Origin of the sequence: Floridaenema flaviceps BLCC-F50 (assembly GCF_041929275.2) — a bacterium.
In the GTDB taxonomy this organism is placed as follows: Bacteria; Cyanobacteriota; Cyanobacteriia; order Cyanobacteriales; family Aerosakkonemataceae; genus Floridanema; species Floridanema flaviceps.
Map to the genome: position 1 here is coordinate 2,641,207 of NZ_JBHFNR020000001.1, position 14,413 is coordinate 2,655,619.

15 protein-coding genes are annotated in these 14,413 nt (G+C 41.8%); 7 read left to right on the plus strand and 8 right to left on the minus strand.

Going from position 1 to position 14,413, the window contains the following annotated elements; all coding sequences use genetic code 11:
* The gene (locus tag ACE1CI_RS12750; RefSeq protein ID WP_413266765.1) at positions 1 to 867 is read right to left on the minus strand and encodes a cytochrome c biogenesis protein CcdA; all 867 of its coding nucleotides are present in this window, start codon (positions 865 to 867) and stop codon (positions 1 to 3) included.
* Positions 868 to 870: 3 nt separating this feature from the next.
* Positions 871 to 1,395, minus strand: coding sequence for a hypothetical protein (locus ACE1CI_RS12755; protein ID WP_413266764.1), 525 nt, complete (start codon positions 1,393 to 1,395; stop codon positions 871 to 873).
* A 205-nt stretch (positions 1,396 to 1,600) separates the two neighbouring features.
* Here ACE1CI_RS12755 and bchH point away from each other — a divergent pair, with 205 nt between their 5' ends.
* Genes bchH through ACE1CI_RS12770 form a run of 3 tightly spaced genes read left to right on the plus strand, consistent with a single transcriptional unit; the run spans position 1,601 to position 6,134 of the window.
* Positions 1,601 to 5,494, plus strand: coding sequence for a magnesium chelatase subunit H (bchH, locus tag ACE1CI_RS12760; RefSeq protein WP_496615439.1), 3,894 nt, complete (start codon positions 1,601 to 1,603; stop codon positions 5,492 to 5,494).
* Positions 5,495 to 5,511: 17 nt separating this feature from the next.
* Positions 5,512 to 5,748, plus strand: a complete 237-nt coding sequence (locus ACE1CI_RS12765; RefSeq protein ID WP_413266762.1) for a DUF2281 domain-containing protein — start codon at positions 5,512 to 5,514, stop codon at positions 5,746 to 5,748.
* Positions 5,745 to 6,134: a type II toxin-antitoxin system VapC family toxin gene (locus ACE1CI_RS12770; RefSeq protein ID WP_413266761.1), complete on the plus strand. Its 390-nt coding sequence runs from the start codon at positions 5,745 to 5,747 to the stop codon at positions 6,132 to 6,134. Before ACE1CI_RS12765 ends, ACE1CI_RS12770 begins: the two co-directional genes overlap by 4 nt.
* A gap of 121 nt (positions 6,135 to 6,255) precedes the next feature.
* Here ACE1CI_RS12770 and ACE1CI_RS12775 read toward each other — a convergent pair whose 3' ends face one another.
* On the minus strand, positions 6,256 to 6,528 hold the full coding sequence (locus tag ACE1CI_RS12775) for a hypothetical protein (protein WP_413266760.1): 273 nt from the start codon (positions 6,526 to 6,528) through the stop codon (positions 6,256 to 6,258).
* A 530-nt stretch (positions 6,529 to 7,058) separates the two neighbouring features.
* Between ACE1CI_RS12775 and ACE1CI_RS12780 the strand changes: the two genes are divergently transcribed.
* From ACE1CI_RS12780 to ACE1CI_RS12795, 4 genes are all read left to right on the plus strand, one after another.
* Positions 7,059 to 7,280, plus strand: a complete 222-nt coding sequence (locus ACE1CI_RS12780; protein WP_193981914.1) for a type II toxin-antitoxin system HicB family antitoxin — start codon at positions 7,059 to 7,061, stop codon at positions 7,278 to 7,280.
* Positions 7,280 to 7,465 (plus strand): type II toxin-antitoxin system HicA family toxin, encoded by a 186-nt coding sequence (locus tag ACE1CI_RS12785; RefSeq protein WP_413266759.1) that lies wholly within the window; start codon positions 7,280 to 7,282, stop codon positions 7,463 to 7,465. The genes ACE1CI_RS12780 and ACE1CI_RS12785 overlap by 1 nt, the downstream gene beginning before the upstream one ends.
* Positions 7,466 to 7,505: 40 nt before the next feature.
* Entirely contained in the window at positions 7,506 to 7,967 is a 462-nt protein-coding gene (locus ACE1CI_RS12790) for a DUF29 domain-containing protein (protein WP_413266758.1), read from the plus strand.
* A 70-nt stretch (positions 7,968 to 8,037) separates the two neighbouring features.
* On the plus strand, positions 8,038 to 8,277 hold the full coding sequence (locus tag ACE1CI_RS12795; RefSeq protein WP_413266757.1) for an addiction module protein: 240 nt from the start codon (positions 8,038 to 8,040) through the stop codon (positions 8,275 to 8,277).
* Positions 8,278 to 8,290: 13 nt separating this feature from the next.
* On the opposite strand, the gene rsgA is transcribed toward ACE1CI_RS12795, so the two are convergent.
* The 5 genes from rsgA to grpE form a co-directional block, all read right to left on the minus strand.
* The gene (rsgA, locus tag ACE1CI_RS12800) at positions 8,291 to 9,454 is read right to left on the minus strand and encodes a small ribosomal subunit biogenesis GTPase RsgA (protein ID WP_413266756.1); all 1,164 of its coding nucleotides are present in this window, start codon (positions 9,452 to 9,454) and stop codon (positions 8,291 to 8,293) included.
* Positions 9,455 to 9,456: 2 nt separating this feature from the next.
* Positions 9,457 to 9,735 (minus strand): sulfurtransferase TusA family protein, encoded by a 279-nt coding sequence (locus ACE1CI_RS12805; protein ID WP_413266755.1) that lies wholly within the window; start codon positions 9,733 to 9,735, stop codon positions 9,457 to 9,459.
* Positions 9,732 to 10,874, minus strand: coding sequence for a molecular chaperone DnaJ (gene dnaJ, locus ACE1CI_RS12810; RefSeq protein WP_413266754.1), 1,143 nt, complete (start codon positions 10,872 to 10,874; stop codon positions 9,732 to 9,734). The genes ACE1CI_RS12805 and dnaJ overlap by 4 nt, the downstream gene beginning before the upstream one ends.
* A gap of 177 nt (positions 10,875 to 11,051) precedes the next feature.
* Positions 11,052 to 13,013, minus strand: coding sequence for a molecular chaperone DnaK (gene dnaK, locus ACE1CI_RS12815; RefSeq protein WP_413266753.1), 1,962 nt, complete (start codon positions 13,011 to 13,013; stop codon positions 11,052 to 11,054).
* A 124-nt stretch (positions 13,014 to 13,137) separates the two neighbouring features.
* On the minus strand, positions 13,138 to 13,854 hold the full coding sequence (gene grpE / locus ACE1CI_RS12820) for a nucleotide exchange factor GrpE (RefSeq protein ID WP_413266752.1): 717 nt from the start codon (positions 13,852 to 13,854) through the stop codon (positions 13,138 to 13,140).
* Positions 13,855 to 14,413 lie beyond the last annotated feature (559 nt).

Here is a 14,413-nt window from a genome sequence, read left to right on the forward strand (position 1 = left end):
CTATTTTGTAGCCATTTTTAGGGAAACAATCCAACTAATGCCATCAATTAAATAGTATGCGCCAATTATGATTAAAGCCAAGCTACCAATGTGAGTAATTTTTTCGGAATATTTCAAAAAACCGCGAGTTTGTTTAGCTAAACCTGCAAATAAACTAGCAAAGAAAATTACTGCTGTGTAACCTATGGCGTAAAAAACCATTGCCAAAGTTGTTTGCAATTGTGAACCTGTGGCAGAGGCAGCAGCTAACACAGCAAACATGATGGGACTGGTGCAAGGAGAACTGACTAAAGCGAAAGTTAAACCAACACCATAAGCGCCAGCAATGGGAATTTTAAAATTAGTTTGGGGCAATGGTAAGCGGATAATTCCTAATAGTGAAAGAGCCATTAAAATAATGAACACACCCACTGCTAACTGAACAAAACCCCGATATTTAAGTAAAATAATTGTGGCAAAGGAAGATAACATTCCAAACAAACTGAGCATTGTTACTACACCTAAAACAAATGCTCCTGCTTTGCCAAAAGCATCCCAGCGAGAGTTGATTTCACGAGTGCCAATGTAGCTGAGATTGATGGGAAGTAAAGAAAGAATGCAAGGTGAAATACTGGCAATTAACCCCCCAGCAAAGGAGAGAGAAAATAAAACTAGGGGATTATTGGTATTTTGTTCGCTGAACCATTGCTGATAGCGATCGCCTATTCCCAAAACAAAATTGTCGATCGCTGCTGATATGCCATTTTCACTAAATAATTTACTGGCTAAGATTACTAGAATTGTGACCCCGAACAACGCTCCAAATAGAAACCAACCAGAAAATTTAGGTTTAGTCAATTTTTCCGTAAACCATTTGCTGAGAGTCATATATTAATTTCCTGAAGTTTTAAAGTTGCGAGGGCCAGCATAACCAGAAATATCAGCCAGTTCTTTTAAGGGAATACCACCTTCATATAATTTCCCATTAATTTGCCAGGTAGGTAAAGCTCTAATATTGATTTTGTCGCAAAGTTCAGTTTGAGGGTTTTTCCCACGCGGATCGCATTCAACACGAATATTTGCTTTAATAATTTTGTCGCCTTCGGTGCCAAATTGTCGCTCTTGCCAATTACAAACCGTACACCAAAAAGCAGCGTACATTTTCGCACCTTTTTGTTTTAAATGATTTGCCAAAGCAACTTCTGGAATCACATTTGAATTAGCAGAATTTGCTGGAGATGCAGGTTTTTTAGTGGGAACTGATTTAGTTGTAGCTAAGACTGTTGGAGTTGCAGTTGGCGCTGTTTGAGCTTCCACTTTTTGGGAGTCATTAGTGGAAGAACAACTAGAAACAAGTGCTAAGGAAGCGAAAATCGCTGTGGGTAGGCTAATTTTGACAAATTGCATGATTGTCATCGGTTTCATAGAGTTTGGCAAATAGGATCGTCAGAAAATCCAGCATTTACTAAATGATTAATTTTCCAGCTTACAGTAGTTTTCCCACAGATCTACCTGTTTGAACATTTTTTCCGGGCTTTTTTTTCATAATCAGGAAGTATTTTAAATTTACCGGGCGATCGCTTTATGATCGAAATATGAAAAGGGTTTTGTAGCTTAAGTCATGAAACGCATAGTTCTGATTGCTGGGTTTGAATCTTTCAACGCTGAGTTGTACCGCAAAGCAGCGGAGTTAGCTGTAGCACGCTGTCCTGAGCTAGACATTCGGGTGTTTAGCGATCGCGCCCTCACCACCGAACCCGATAAAGTAGAAGCAGCATTACAAGGGGCAAATGTCTTTTTTGGTAGTTTAATATTTGATTATGACCAAGTTTTATGGTTACAAGAAAGAGTTAAAAACATTCCCATTCGCTTAGTTTTCGAGTCAGCATTAGAATTAATGAGTTTAACTCAAATTGGCGCTTTCAAAATAGGGGATAAACCCAAAGGAATGCCCAAACCAGTTAAATTTATTTTAGACAAATTCAGCAATGGAAGAGAAGAAGACAAACTCGCAGGTTACATCAGCTTTTTGAAAGTCGGGCCAAAATTATTAAAATTTGTCCCAGTACAAAAAGTCCAAGATTTACGCAACTGGTTGATTATTTACGGATACTGGAACGCTGGCGGAACCGAAAATGTCTCTTCAATGTTTTGGACGCTGGCAGAAAAATATTTAGGTTTAAAAGTAGGCGAAATTCCCCCACCAATAGAAACCCCAAACATGGGTTTATTACACCCAGATTACCAAGGATATTTCACATCACCACGCCAATATATTGATTGGTATCTTGTAGGGCAGGCATCTTGCCTGCCATTAGATAATAGTGACAGGCAAGATGCCTGTCCTACAAATACAAATTCTCCAAAATCTGACAGGCAAGATGCCTGTCCTACAAATACAAAACCAATAGTAGGAATCTTACTTTATCGCAAGCACGTTATTACCAAACAACCTTATATTCCCCAATTAATTAGAGAATTTGAAAAAGCGGGATTAATACCTTTACCAATTTTTATTAACGGTGTAGAAGGTCATGTTGCGGTAAGAGATTGGATGACAACCGCTTATGAAACCGCCCAAAGAAAGCTGGGAAAAATCGAAACTCCTTCCTTATCAGATGAAGCAGTAGAAGTTGATGCGATTGTTTCTACTATAGGATTTCCGTTAGTTGGTGGGCCTGCTGGTTCAATGGAAGCAGGACGACAAGTAGAGGTAGCAAAACGCATTTTAACTGCGAAGAATGTACCTTATATTGTATCAGCACCTTTGTTAATTCAAGACATTCATTCTTGGACTCGTCAAGGCGTTGGTGGGTTACAAAGTGTAGTTTTGTACGCGCTTCCTGAGTTGGATGGGGCGATCGATCCCATACCCCTCGGCGGATTAGTCGGAGAAGACATTTACCTGATTCCCGAAAGAGTAAAACGCCTCACCGGAAGATTGAAAAAATGGATTGAGTTACGCCAAAAACCCCCATCAGAAAGGAAAATTGCCATTATTTTATATGGTTTTCCGCCCGGATATGGTGCTGTAGGAACCGCTGCTTTATTGAACGTTCCCAAAAGTTTAATTAACTTCCTAAACGCACTCAAAGAACAAGGTTATAATGTTGGACAAATTCCCGCAGATGGCGAAGAATTAATTCGCTTAGTAAAAGAAGCAGATGCAGAAAAAGTAAGTAGGGAAGAATTTAGCCAAGTTAATAAAGTTCATGTCCACACTTTAGAAAAATGGTTGGGATATCTGTTAACAACTCGCATTGAGAAACAATGGAAATCTCTTACCGAGACAGGAATCAAAACTTATGATGATGAATACCAAATTGGCGGAATTCAGTTAGGAAATATTTGGATTGGCGTGCAACCACCTTTAGGGATTTCTGGCGATCCCATGCGGTTAATGTTTGAGAAAGATTTAACTCCGCATCCGCAATATGCAGCTTTTTATAAGTGGTTGCAGAATGAATTTGAGGCGGATGCGATCGTACATTTCGGAATGCACGGAACAGTAGAATGGTTGCCCGGATCGCCATTAGGAAATACCGGATATTCTTGGTCAGATATTCTCTTAGGAAATCTCCCCAATCTATATATATATGCCGCCAACAATCCCTCCGAATCAATGTTAGCGAAACGGCGCGGTTACGGCGTGCTAATTTCTCACAATGTCCCCCCTTACGGGCGTGCAGGATTGTACAAAGAATTAGTAACTTTGCGCGATTTAATCTCCGAATATCGAGAAGATACACAAAAGAACTACGTCCTCAAAGAAGCAATTTGTAAAAAGATTGTCGATACTGGTTTAGATGCAGATTGCCCATTAGAAGAAGCGAAAAAATTAGGAATTGCCTTCACTCCTGAAAACGTCAAAATGTTTAGTGCTGATGTTTTTAATCATTATTTAGTCAAGCTTTACGAATACCTGCAAGTTTTAGAGAATCGCCTCTTTTCTTCCGGTTTGCACGTTTTAGGAGAACCGCCAAACGAAGAAGAAATGGCAGCTTATTTGAATGCTTATTTTGGGGAGGAAGGGACAGGTGAGACACCTATCCCACAAGAAACAGAAAAATTGTGGGATGGGCATCTTGCCCGTGAGACAGAAAAATTGTGGGATGGGCATCTTGCCCGTGAGACAGAAAAATTGTGGGATGGGCATCTTGCCCGTGAGACAGAAAAATTGTGGGATGGGCATCTTGCCCGTCCAGAAGCTTTACAAATTCGGGATTTGTTGATGCAAACAACAGACGAACTAACTAATTTATTGCGGGGATTAAATGGCGAATATATTCCCCCTGCGCCGGGAGGTGATTTATTAAGAGATGGTGCAGGAGTTTTGCCAACAGGCAGAAATATTCATGCTTTAGATCCTTACAGAATGCCTTCACCTGCTGCTTACGAAAGAGGGCGAGAAATAGGTCAAAAAATCATCGCCCAAAACCTCAAAGAAAATGGAAAATATCCCGAAACAATAGCGGTAATGTTATGGGGATTAGATGCCATTAAAACTAAAGGTGAATCTCTAGGAATTCTCTTAGAATTAGTAGGTGCTGAACCAATAAAAGAAGGTACAGGGCGAATTGTTCGTTACGAATTAAAACCATTAGCAGAAGTCGGACATCCCAGAATTGATGTATTAGCAAATCTTTCCGGTATTTTCCGCGATAGTTTTGTGAATATTATCGAACTCTTAGATGATTTGTTTCAACGTGCAGCTGAAGTAGATGAACCAGAAGAGCAAAACTTTATCCGCAAACACGCTTTAGCATTGAAAAAACAAGGTGTAGAAAATGCCACCGCACGCTTATTTTCTAATCCTGCGGGTGATTATGGTTCCTTAGTAAACGATCAAGTTACTGCCTCTAATTGGGAAACAGGCGATGAATTAGCGAACACTTGGCAAGGGCGAAATGCCTTCAGTTTTGGCAGAAAAGATAAAGGGGAAGCGCGAACCGAAATCCTCAATCAATTGCTGCAAACAACAGAAAGAGTTGTGCAACAAATCGATTCAGTTGAATATGGTTTAACTGACATTCAGGAATACTACGCTAACACTGGCGGATTGAAAAAAGCAGCCGAAAAACAACGAGGGAAAAAGGTTAGTGCTAGCTTTGTGGAAAGTTTTTCTAAAGATACAACGCCCCGCAATTTAGAAGATTTGCTGCGAATGGAGTATCGCACCAAATTATTAAATCCCAAATGGGCACAAGCAATGGCAGATCAAGGTAGTGGAGGTGCTTATGAAATTTCCCAACGGATGACAGCGTTAATTGGTTGGGGTGGTACTGCTGATTTTACTGATGCTTGGGTTTACGATCAAGCAGCTGAAACTTATGCTTTAGATGCAGAAATGGCAGAGAAGTTACGCAAAGCAAATCCCGAAGCTTTTCGCAATATTATTGGCAGAATGTTAGAAGCAAATGGGCGTGGTTTTTGGCAACCAAGTCAGGATAAGTTGCAAAGATTGCGCGAGTTGTATGATTTGACAGATGAAGAATTGGAAGGTGTTACAGTTTGATAAGGAGGTAATTTAAGATGATTAATCCATTGATTGAAAAGGAAATTTTTACTCAACTTAATAAATTGAGTGATGAACAACAACAGCAAGTACTAGACTTTGCGCGATTTTTAGCGAGGAAAAATCCAGTTGGTGTACCTGGTAAAGAGTTGCTGAAATTTGCAGGTACTATTTCCCATGAAGATGCAAAAATTATGTTAGAGGCAGCAGAGGAAAACTGGGGACAGGCAGATTTGAAAACTTGGTGTGAATGAGTAGTAGATTCCTGTTAGATACAAATATTGTCATTGCTTTACTTCAAGGAGACGCTTCAGTTCAGCAATACTACGCGGAAGCTGAAGCTATCTTTGTTCCAAGTACTGTAATAGGTGAACTTTATTATGGTGCTTATAAGTCTGGAAAAGTAACAGAAAACTTAGCTCGAATAGAGGAGTTTCTAGCTACTAATAATGTCCTGACGTGCGATACAGCAACAGCGAATTACTATGGGCAAATTAGAAATCTTTTACGACTGAAAGGGCGACCTATACCTGATAATGATATTTGGATTGCTGCTGTTGCTATGCAGTACCAATTAACTCTTGTATCTCGTGATGCTCATTTTCAGGAAATTGATGGATTGCTAGTAGAAATGTGGTAACAGGCTTAATTTATGCAAATCAACTAGTGACAGATTGCTACTAGAAATATAATTAGAGATAGCCAAGTCATATATGTAACTTGGCTATTAGATCTATTGTTTACTCACAGGACAAATTAAGTTAGGAATTTTGAGCAATCCACTCCTGAAGTTCACTATTAGTCATTTGGTTGACGTGCCGAGGAGTGTGTTTATTTTGGCTTTTAGCTATGCCGATAGCTTTTCCCCTTAGAAACTTTAGAAGTTTAATTTGTTCTTCATCAGTTTCTTCAGCATTTGGGATTCTATACAATTGCTCTACTTCCTCCTTAAGCGCTTTAGCTTGTTTAGCTATTGATTCCAGATTTTCAGCTAAGATGCTTAATTCTGGAAAAATATTTTCTTTCATCATCATTTACAATTTTTGCTAAGTGTGTTTGTTGGCTAAACAGATTACTTAGCTTCCTAACTGGTACTTAGGGAATTACTATTAATAATCTGAATAACCAATTATTATTACAATTACAGACTTATCTATATAAAGTCAACAAACAAAAATAAGCGCTTTAGCACTAAAACCCTGCTAAATCGCTGCTTATCTTTATATTTCATCGGATAACGCTATGGGAAGCGCTATATCTTTCTACAACGCCCTAAGTACCAGTTAGGGCTTTACGTAATCGGTTTAGCTAACAAACACACTGTTGAAACCACTTGTCACCCTCTTGGGTGTCAGCTGTATGTTGATTCAACATACAGTTAATATTATAGTACTGTCTAAGGTATTGTAAATACCTTAGTACTGTACATGGTATTTTTAATGACGCTTTTCGCCAACAATAGGAAGTTAAGCAAGTCACAAACACAGTGCTAACACTCACAATCCTAATATTCTGGTGACACAAGAAGTCTTTACCTTACCGCACTTTAGCAAAACATCCGGCAATGTCAAACACATTTACTGCAATCTTTGAAAAAGTAGACGACTGGTATATTGGCTATGTTGAAGAATTATCCGGTGCCAATGTACAAGAGAAAACTTTGGAAGAAGCAAGAGAAAGTTTACAAGAAGCTATAGAATTAATCCTAATATCTAACCGCGAACTAGCTGAAAGAGAACTTTCTGGTAAAGATGTAATCCGCGAACAGATCAAGGTGAACATTTAGTGAAACGAAGAGAACTCATTCAATATTTAGAATTAAACGGCTGCTTGTTTCTTCGTGAAGGTAAAAAACATACCGTTTACTATAACCCATTGAATCGCAAAACATCCGCTATTCCCAGACATACCGAGATAGTTGACGTTCTTGCTAGGAAGATTTGCAAAGATTTAGAAATACCTCAACCTTAGAAATGCTAAAATTTTGTACTTTGTATGAGGCTACAGAATCATGAAAGCAGACATTCAAACTAATCAAAAAAGTCTCTATGAAAATGATTTTGTTAACTGGGTTGAAACCACAGTAGAACAATTGCGTAATCAAGATTATGCCAATGTAGATTGGACGAATTTAATCGAAGAAATTGCAGATATGTCAAAACGGGAGCGGAAAAGCTTAAAAAACAATCTGATAGTAGTTCTGCTCCATCTTCTCAAATGGCAATATCAACCAGAATTTCGCAGTGGTAGTTGGCGAGGAAGTATTCGGGAACATCGCAGACGCATCAACGATGATTTGCATGATTCACCAAGTTTAAACCCTTATTTGCTAGAAATATTTGCTGACTGTTACAAAAATGCTCGTGAACAAGTAGCAGATGAAACAGGTTTGCCATTAGCAACTTTTCCCGAAGATTGTCCTTATACACCCGAACAATCTCTAGATTCTGATTTCTTACCAACAACCGACTAATCAAATGATTCTGTATTTATCGTTCAAATAAGCTACACTAAAAGCAGTTTTTTCAACCGTTTCTGTGACTATGCGATCGCTCGATCAACTAACTCAAGAACTGTTATCTTTACCAAGTACATCAAGAGCATTACTAGCTGAAAAACTTGTAGAAAGCCTTGAATTTGACACAGATTCAGCAATTCAATCTGCTTGGTTAACTGAAGCAAAAAAACGGCAAGATGAAATAAAAAACAATACCGTTGAGCAAATTTCAGGAGAAGAAGCATTAGCACAAGTAAGGCGACAGCTTGAAAACCTTGCAGAGTAGATATTCTCAGCAATCAAATATCCGTATCTTCATACAACTCCAACAACTTTTGCTGTTGAGTTTTCCGCGAAGTGCGCCGATATTTCTTCGCTTCTAATCTCGGTTCATATTGACTCCCACCTTTGCGTTTAGTTTTCATTTTCAAAACTGCATCAGGATCGGATTGTTGATTTAACTGTTCTTGACGTGCGATCGCACTGTCCAAAAACTCCAAATAATGCTCATACCTCTCCCAATCTCCCCGCACCGCACAGTTAGGCTCATCCCGATGCGAACAATCACTAAACTGACAATAATTTTCAACCAAACGATCTCTAATTTCGGGAAAATACTGCGTTAATTCTTCTGGACTACAATCAAGATCCGGCTGATTAAAACCCGGAGTATCTGCTAAATAACCGCCCTTTGGTAACTCAAATAATTCAACGTGCCTAGTAGTATGTCTTCCCTTACTTAATTTCCCCGAAACTTCCCCCACACGCTGTTCCAAACCGGGAATTAAATAATTAATTAAACTCGATTTTCCCACCCCAGAAGGCCCTGCCAACACGGTAATTTTATTGCTTAATTTAGCAGTCAATTCATCTAAACCACTGCCATCAGCAACACTAATAAATATTGGTTCATAACCCCAAGCAGATAAGCGATCGCGCCAAGCTTGTTTTACTTCCAAACTCACCAAATCGCTTTTATTCAAACACAAACTCACCTCCAACTCAGTAGATTCCGCCTTCACTAAAAATCTACTTAATTGAAAAGGCTCTAAATCCGGTTCTGCCAAAGCAAAAACTAAGATAATTTGATCGGCATTCGCGATCGGAGGTCGATCGAGTTCCGTCTCTCTAGGCAAAACCTGCGCGATCGCACCTCGTCCCCCCGCCCAATCAGGCTCTTCAATCTCCACGCGATCGCCCACCATCACCTGCTGACCGATTTTTTTCAACCTCGCCCTGCGGGTACATAGTAAAGAGGTGGGGGGATGGGGAGGTAGGGGGATGGGGGGAGTTTCTAGCTCTAGATCTCTCCCCATCTCCCCATCTCCCCATCTCCCCATCTCCCCATCCCCCCATCTCCCCATCTCCCCATCTCCCAGCTTCACCCGATAAAAATTCGCCTGTACAGCTAACACAGTTCCCCACAAAGGAGAAACTGTGTTATCGTCATCTGCTGTACTCATGCTCAACTCGCAGGTCGCCGGACTAAAATGGCGAAAAAACCAGTCCGGTCTTCTATTTGTTCGATGCGATAACCTTCCATCGTCAGGCTATCAGGAACCTGCTCGATCGGCTCTCCAGGATCTAACCATACTTCCAAAAGAGAACCGGGAGCCATTTGCTGCAAGCGCAGTTTCGTGCGGACAAAATTAATCGGACAAGGAGTGCCTCGCAGGTCTAGCTGGGCATCCGGGGTAGATAGGGCGTTCGACTGAGCGCTCGCGCCGAAGTCAGGGTTACTCATTTGTGGAAAATATTTCCAAAGAATCCTTCTATACCGCCTTTACCAGTGCGTTCGCCCCTAATTTTAGCCAACTTTTCCAACAATTCCCGCTCCTCTGGAGTGATTCGGTTAGGAATTTCAATCTCCACAGTAATCAGGTGATCTCCCCGACTCACTGGGTTGCCTAACTTCGGTACACCGCGATTTTCCAATTTTAGAACTGTATTTGGCTGCGTACCTGGGGGAATCGTCAACTCTTGTGGGCCATCCACTGTGTTAACTTCCAGCCGACCTCCCAAAATTGCCTGTAAGTAGCTAATTTCGATTTGCGACAGGATATTGATTCCTTCCCGCTTAAACTCTGCGTCTTCGTTGACAAATAAGTATACATACAAGTCACCTGGAGGGCCGCCTCGTTGACCGCTATCGCCTTCAGAAGCAACACGCAGGCGAGTGCCATCATCCACACCAGCGGGAATGGTAATTTTCAGCTTTTTAGTAATTTGCTTTTGACCCCGACCATCGCAGGTTTCGCACTTATCTTCAATTACCTGACCGCTACCGTTACAGGTAGGACAGACAGAAACTTGAGTAAAGCTGCCAAAAGGAGTGCGTGTGACTCGCCGCACTTGACCGGAACCTGTACAAGTAGCACAAGTGCGAGGTCGAGTCCCTGGTTTAGCACCTGTACCGCTACAAGTTTCACAGGTTTCTAGGTGAGAAATGCGAATTTCCTTCTCACCGCCAAACACAGCTTCCCGGAAGTCTAATTTTAAATCTAACCGGAGGTCATCGCCTCTGGCGGGGCCTGTGGGTCGTCGCCCAGTGCGAGTCCCCCCGCCTACGCCGCTTTGACCTGCGAACCCGCTAAAGAAACTTTCAAAAATATCGGCAAAACCGCCCATGTCGCCAAAATCTTGAAAGCCTTGTGCTGCTGCGCCTTCTACTCCGGCGTGACCAAAGCGATCGTAACGCGCCCGCATTTCGGGTTCGGAAAGCACTTCGTAAGCTCGGTTAATTTCTTTAAAGCGGTCTTCCGCCCCAGGTTCTTTGTTCACATCTGGGTGGTACTTACGAGCCAGACGGCGGTAGGCTCGCTTGATTTCTTCTTGGTCGGCGTTGCGAGCAACACCTAGAGTTTCATAATAATCGGTGGACATAGAGGACTGGTACAGGTTTAAGTTTTAAGTTATGAGTTTTGAGTCAGAGAGTTTTAAGTTATGTAGTTAACTCAAAACTCTCGAATTGAGTGGCAGGATAGTTTTAAGCTTTCAGTTATGAATTTTAAGTGAAAATTTTAACTCTCTCACTCAAAACTCTCTCACTCAAAACTACTATTAGTCTACGGCTTCGTAATCTGCACTCACCGTGTTTTCATCTTCAAAGTTGAAATCGAAGTCTTCGTCCTCACTAGCTACGGTTACTGCTTCATCTACAGGTTCCGCAGCGGAGGCGGAGTAGGAATCTACAAATTCAGTTTGACTTTGGTTAGCCTGCTGATATACCGCTGCACCAATATCAAAAAGCATTTGTTGGAAACTATCTACTAATTGTTTCATCTCTTCTAAAGAGATGTAAGGATCGGCGATCGCTCCTCTTAATTCTGCCGCTCTTTCTTTCGCGTAGACTTGCATTTCGTCGCTAATGAATTGACTATTATCTTTCATTGTCGATTCATAGCTATAGAACAAGCTATCCGCCTGATTCTTCATTTCAATTAGCTGTTTGCGTCTCCGGTCATCCTCAGCAAACATTTCCGCTTCTTGCCGCATCCGTTCCACTTCAGCAGCCGTCAAACCACCCGTATTAGTAATCCGAATGCTTTGCTCTCGACCCGTACCTTTATCTTGCGCCGCTACTTTGAGAATGCCATTCACGTCAATCTCAAACGACACTTCAATTTGTGGCACTCCTCGTGGTGCTGGGGGAATCCCTGTGAGCAAGAATTTACCCAAACTCTTGTTATCACGAGCCATTGCCCGTTCCCCTTGCAAGACGTGAATTTCCACCGATGTTTGCCCATCGGTTGCGGTAGAAAATACTTGCGATTTGCTTGTCGGAATAGTAGTATTCCGGTCAATAATTTTCGTAAACACCTCGCCTAAAGTTTCAATTCCCAAAGACAGAGGTGTAACATCTAACAGCAGCAGGTCTTCTACTTCCCCACTTAACACGCCGCCTTGAATGGCTGCACCTAAAGCTACAGCTTCGTCTGGATTTACAGATCGATCGGGAGTTTTGCCGCCAAAGAAAGATTTTAGTGCCTCTTGAACTGCCGGAATCCGAGTCGAACCGCCTACCAGAATAATCCGATCGATATCCCCTGCCTTCAAATCGGCATCTTTGAGAGCTTGATTCATTGGTTCGATCGTGCTTTCCACCAAATGACTCACCAACTCTTCAAAGTTCGCCTTCGTCAGTGACATTTCCAGATGTTTTGGCCCACTTTCATCTGCCGTAATAAACGGCAAATTAATCGAGGTCTTCACCATGCTGGAAAGTTCTATTTTGGCCTTTTCCGCCGCTTCTCGCAACCTCTGAAGCGCCATTTTATCCGTACTCAGGTCTATTCCCTCTGTTGCTTGGAAATTCTCAATCATCCAATGGACTATGCAGTTGTCGAAGTCATCGCCACCCAAATGGTTGTTCCCAGATGTCGCTCTGACTTCAAACACCCCATCACCTAATTGCAGGATCGAGACATCAAAGGTGCCCCCACCCAAGTCAAATACCAGCACTAACTGCTCTTCATCTTGTTTATCCAAACCATAAGACAGAGCAGCAGCGGTCGGCTCGTTAATAATTCTTAACACTTCCAGCCCAGCGATCGTCCCAGCATCTTTGGTTGCCTGCCTTTGAGCATCTGTAAAATAGGCAGGCACCGTAATCACTGCTTGTTCTACGGGTTCTCCCAAGTAATTTTCCGCATCCTGCTTCAACTTTTGCAGAATCATCGCCGAAATTTCCTGGGGAGTGTAAGCTTTAGAGCGCACTTTCACATCAACCGTATCGTCTTTCCCTTTAACGCAGTTATAAGGAACTTGGGATCGCTCGATCTCCGTATCATCCCAACGACGACCAATGAAGCGTTTAATGCTGTAAATAGTATTTTCGGCATTCATAACCGCTTGTCGCTTCGCCAGTTGACCGACCAACCGTTCGTCAGCTTTGCCAAATCCCACTATACTAGGCGTGGTTCGCCCTCCTTCTGAGTTAGGTATGACGATCGGTTGACCGCCTTCTAGAAAGGCGACACAACTATTCGTAGTGCCCAGGTCGATGCCAATAACTTTTCCCATAGATCGCGGCAGTTTCTCGAAGAGTGCTTCTGTTCAGGCTTGTTGTAAATTAGGTTTGGTAGATTGAAATTTTAAAGATTTGCCATTGAATTTACAATCTCAAATCTTTAATCACCTACACCCCTTAACTTTCCGGTGACTCGCTTCTACTTTCCTCTGAGGGTACCATGTGTTCAAAAGGAGCAGCAACTTTCACCACTGCATGACGCAGGACTCGTTCTCCCAAAAAATAGCCAGGAATCAGTTCATCAATCACTGTTCCTTCTGGATATTCATTAGTTGGTTCCTGAATCGCCGCCTCATGTAAATTCGGGTTAAATTCTTGCCCCTTCGGACGCATCGCCGATACTCCCAAACTTTTCAGAGCCGTTACCATTTGCTTGTAAATGCTTTGATAGCTTTTGTGAATATTTTTTTCTGCGTCTGTTTGGGGCTTAATTTGAGCTTGTGCCCGCTCAAAATTATCCACTACTGGTAAGAGCGACGAGAGAGTATTACACTTGACCTGCTGATCCAACTCTTCCTTTTCTTTTTGGCTGCGCTTGCGGAAATTATCAAAATCCGCCGCAATTCGCATATATTGGCTGGTACGTTCTTCCAGTTGCGTTTTTAACAGAGCTACTTGCTGTTCTAAGGCCGCGATTTCCGCTTCCATTTCTTCCCATTCGGCGGCATCTGCTGCAAAAGAGATTTCCCGATCGGAGTTCCCATCGGTTGTGGCTACCTCCGAGTTTAGCTCTGTTTCCAGATTAGCTGACATCCCGGCTGAATTGTTGTTCTCTTCAGCAACGTTAGCGTTTATATTTTCCGTTTGTTCTGTCTGTTTAGATTCTTCTATCATCGTCCACTCACCCAGTTAAGAGACTGCTAGCTACAGCGAACTAATTGCTCTAAAAATAGATTTGGCGCTAGCTCCCCCTTAACTTTACAAAAAAAACAGTAATAAAGGTCACTTTTTCTTGCCCATTGAATAGTTAGTTGTCTAATTTCTTGAACTAGCCAATCCCTTTTAATTATTGTACTTTGCTCAAAGAGAACAAGGTAGATTAAGTCTCAGGTTGTCTGAGAAACGATTCAGAGCAGAAAAAATCTATGAGATCGGCCTCTACTTAAAGCGTTGGTTAAGGCTATCATCTTGGAAAGGTAGAAGAAAAATACCCTCCCTTGACTGGCTCATCTATGAAAAATGGTAGTGCTGACCGCAAATCCCGATTAATTGGGTAATTTTGTGAGCTTAGCTTAATTTCAGACTGAAAACTTGGACTGGTTTTCCAGGAAAACCTGTAGCTTCCTAAAGCGGTTATTTTTCATTTCGGGAGTTCCCTTATCGGAAGTTTCAGTATTCGAGATCGCAGTCTGATGAAAATTTGGCAAAAACTTTTGGGAATACTCTATAAGGA

What these genes read in the sequence shown, in the direction of transcription:
- ACE1CI_RS12780 (WP_193981914.1), top strand. Translation starts at nt 7,059, where the DNA reads ATGTCAAACACATTTACTGCAATCTTTGAAAAAGTAGACGACTGGTAT.
- ACE1CI_RS12765 (WP_413266762.1), top strand. Translation starts at nt 5,512, where the DNA reads ATGATTAATCCATTGATTGAAAAGGAAATTTTTACTCAACTTAATAAA.
- dnaJ (WP_413266754.1), bottom strand. Translation starts at nt 10,874, where the DNA reads ATGTCCACCGATTATTATGAAACTCTAGGTGTTGCTCGCAACGCCGAC.
- ACE1CI_RS12755 (WP_413266764.1), bottom strand. Translation starts at nt 1,395, where the DNA reads ATGACAATCATGCAATTTGTCAAAATTAGCCTACCCACAGCGATTTTC.
- ACE1CI_RS12795 (WP_413266757.1), top strand. Translation starts at nt 8,038, where the DNA reads ATGCGATCGCTCGATCAACTAACTCAAGAACTGTTATCTTTACCAAGT.
- ACE1CI_RS12775 (WP_413266760.1), bottom strand. Translation starts at nt 6,528, where the DNA reads ATGATGATGAAAGAAAATATTTTTCCAGAATTAAGCATCTTAGCTGAA.
- rsgA (WP_413266756.1), bottom strand. Translation starts at nt 9,454, where the DNA reads ATGAGTACAGCAGATGACGATAACACAGTTTCTCCTTTGTGGGGAACT.
- bchH (WP_496615439.1), top strand. Translation starts at nt 1,601, where the DNA reads ATGAAACGCATAGTTCTGATTGCTGGGTTTGAATCTTTCAACGCTGAG.
- ACE1CI_RS12805 (WP_413266755.1), bottom strand. Translation starts at nt 9,735, where the DNA reads ATGAGTAACCCTGACTTCGGCGCGAGCGCTCAGTCGAACGCCCTATCT.
- dnaK (WP_413266753.1), bottom strand. Translation starts at nt 13,013, where the DNA reads ATGGGAAAAGTTATTGGCATCGACCTGGGCACTACGAATAGTTGTGTC.
- ACE1CI_RS12770 (WP_413266761.1), top strand. Translation starts at nt 5,745, where the DNA reads ATGAGTAGTAGATTCCTGTTAGATACAAATATTGTCATTGCTTTACTT.
- ACE1CI_RS12790 (WP_413266758.1), top strand. Translation starts at nt 7,506, where the DNA reads ATGAAAGCAGACATTCAAACTAATCAAAAAAGTCTCTATGAAAATGAT.
- ACE1CI_RS12750 (WP_413266765.1), bottom strand. Translation starts at nt 867, where the DNA reads ATGACTCTCAGCAAATGGTTTACGGAAAAATTGACTAAACCTAAATTT.
- grpE (WP_413266752.1), bottom strand. Translation starts at nt 13,854, where the DNA reads ATGATAGAAGAATCTAAACAGACAGAACAAACGGAAAATATAAACGCT.